This window comes from Granulicella rosea (genome assembly GCF_900188085.1).
In the GTDB taxonomy this organism is placed as follows: Bacteria; Acidobacteriota; Terriglobia; order Terriglobales; family Acidobacteriaceae; genus Edaphobacter; species Edaphobacter rosea.
On sequence record NZ_FZOU01000021.1, the window covers coordinates 1 to 2,640 of the forward strand.

Annotated in this window: 2 protein-coding genes; both read left to right on the forward strand. The window is 63.6% G+C overall.

The features are described 5' to 3' along the window. Window positions 1–21: 21 nt before the first annotated feature. Window positions 22–1,155 (forward strand): mannose-1-phosphate guanylyltransferase, encoded by a 1,134-nt coding sequence (locus CHB87_RS21685; protein WP_089410551.1) that lies wholly within the window; start codon window positions 22–24, stop codon window positions 1,153–1,155. A gap of 19 nt (window positions 1,156–1,174) precedes the next feature. Then, on the forward strand, window positions 1,175–2,605 hold the full coding sequence (locus CHB87_RS21690) for a phosphoglucomutase/phosphomannomutase family protein (RefSeq protein ID WP_089410552.1): 1,431 nt from the start codon (window positions 1,175–1,177) through the stop codon (window positions 2,603–2,605). Window positions 2,606–2,640: the final 35 nt, after the last annotated feature.

Genomic DNA, 2,640 nt, shown 5'->3' on the forward strand with positions numbered 1-2,640 from the left:
TTTCCAATAAGATAAGGCGCTATGAGCATAGAAGCAGGTTCCGGGATCCGGTTTGCGCCGGTGATTTTGGCTGGCGGCAGTGGGACGAGGTTCTGGCCGCGCAGCCGCAGGGCGCGTGCGAAGCAGGTGTTGGCGCTCGATGGCGACGACACCATGATTCAGCAGACGCTGATGCGTCTTTTGCCGGTGGCGGACGTGTCGGATGTCTGGGTCATCACGAACCGGCTGCTGGACAAGACGATCTCGGAGCAGCTGCCGATGATCTCTCCGGACCATATTCTGAGCGAGCCCTCGGCGCGCAACACCGCTCCGGCGTGTGCGTTGGCGGCGTTCCTGCTGGAGCCGACGGAGCCGGAGACGGTGATCGGCATCTTCCCGTCGGATCATGTCGTCGCGAACGTCCGGCGCTTTGCCGAGGTGATTGCGGCGGGCGTGAAGGTGGCGGCGGCGGGCGAGAACATCGTCGTGCTGGGCGTGCCGCCGACGCGGCCGGAGACGGGTTACGGCTATGTCGAGCAGGGTGCGGTTACCGAGACCATCGGCGATATTCCGGTCACGCGTGTGAAGCGTTTTCGCGAGAAGCCGGACAAGCACACGGCGGAGAAGTTTCTCGCGGCGGGGAACTTCGCCTGGAACGGCGGCATCTTCCTGTGGAGCGCGCGGACGCTGGCGAATGCGATTCGCGAGCATGTGCCGGACATGGCGCCCTTGCTCGAGAAGATCGCCGCCGCGCATGGCACCCCGGAGTTCGAGGCGGTCTTTGCGGAGTTCTATCCGCAGTGTGAGAACATCTCGGTCGACTATGCGATTCTGGAGCGGCGTTCGGCCAAGGGCGAGCTGAAGTCGAACATCTACTGCCTGCCGGCGGACTTCGACTGGAACGACCTGGGCTCGTGGGCGTCGCTGCATGAGCACCTGGGCGAGAACGACGACTCGAACGTGCTGGACGGCGCGACGACGGGGTTGGTGACGATCGAGTCTTCGGGCAACTATGTCTATGCGCCGGGCAAGATGGTCGCGCTGCTGGGCGTCGAAGGGCTGGTCGTCGTCGAGACGCCGGACGCGCTGCTGATTACGACGCGGGAGCGTTCGCAGGATGTGTCCAAGGTGGTGCGTGCGCTGCATATCGATATGGGCCGGGAAGAGCTGATTTAAAAGAACTTAGAGGGTGGCTATGAGTGCTGTGAAGTTTGGAACGGACGGCTGGCGCGGGATCATTGCGGACGACTTCACCTACGCGAATGTGCGGGTGGCGGCGTCGGCGATTGCGCACTATGTGCTGGAGCATGAGGACTGGAAGCAGGGCGTGTGCATCGGGTGGGACACGCGCTTCGGCTCGCAGTCGTTCGCGAAGGTGGTGGCCGAGGTGCTGGCGACGGCGGGTATTCCCGTCGCGCTCGCGCCGGTGGTGACGCCGACCCCGGCGCTGAGCTTCGCGGTGCGCGGACGCAAGGCCGCCGGCGGCGTGATGATCACCTCCAGCCACAATCCGGCGGAGTGGAACGGCGTGAAGTACAAGGCCAGCTACGGCGGGTCGGGCAAGCCGTCGATCATCGCGGCGATCGAGACGTATCTGGACAAGCCGCTGCCGGCTGCGGCTGCCAAGGCGCCGATCGAGATCGTCGACTTCAACCCGGAGTACATCGCCGCGATCACGGCGTTCGTGGACCTGAAGGCGATCAAGGCGTCGGGCTACAAGTTCCTGATCGATACGATGTACGGCGCAGGTTCGGGCATCATCGCGGGCATCTTCACCGAGGCGGGCATCCCGTTCGCGACGATGCGGAGCGAGTTCAACCCGGCGTTTCCGGGTATCAATCCGGAGCCGATCCTGCCGCATATCGCGCTGACACAACAGCTTGTCGTGAGCGAAAAGTGCGACGCCGGCTTCGTGACGGATGGCGACGCGGACCGCATCGGCTCGGTCGACGAGCACGGCAATGTGGTGGACGCGCACAAGATCTTCGCGATCCTGCTGAAATGGTTGCTGGACCGCAAGGGCTGGCCCGGCGACGTGACGCGCGCCTTCAACACGACGCTGATGCTCGACCGCATCGCGAAGAAGTACGGCCGTACGCTGCATGAGCATGGCATCGGCTTCAAGTACGTCTGCGACCTGATGCTCGAAAAAGAGATCCTGATCGGCGGCGAGGAGTCGGGCGGCGTGGGTATCTCGAAGCATCTGCCGGAGCGCGACGGCCTGCTGAACTCGCTGTTGCTGGCGAATGTGATGGCGGACGAGAAGAAAACTCTCGGTGAACTCGTAGCAGCGCTTCAGGACGAGTTCGGCGAGCACCAGTACGGCCGCGTCGACATGCACATCAACGACGAACTGAAGCAGTCGGCGATCTCGCGCGCGAAGGCCGGCGTGCCCGATATTGCAGGCCTGAAGGTGCTGAAGATGGAGACGCTGGACGGGATCAAGTTCTTCCTCGAAAACCCCGTCTGCGCCGACAAGCCCAACGCGGCCGAGACGTGGCTGCTGCTGCGCGCGTCCGGCACCGAACCGCTGCTGCGCGTCTATTGCGAAAGCTGCTCGGTCGAAAGCGTCGATCTGGTGCTAAAGGCGGCGCAGGCCTTCGTACTGAATGGAAGTGCGGCTTGAGCATGAACGTTTCGGCAAAAGGCCTGCTGTTCGAT

Coding starts and splice junctions, on each gene's coding strand:
- CHB87_RS21685 (WP_089410551.1), top strand. CDS start 22: ATGAGCATAGAAGCAGGTTCCGGGATCCGGTTTGCGCCGGTGATTTTG.
- CHB87_RS21690 (WP_089410552.1), top strand. CDS start 1,175: ATGAGTGCTGTGAAGTTTGGAACGGACGGCTGGCGCGGGATCATTGCG.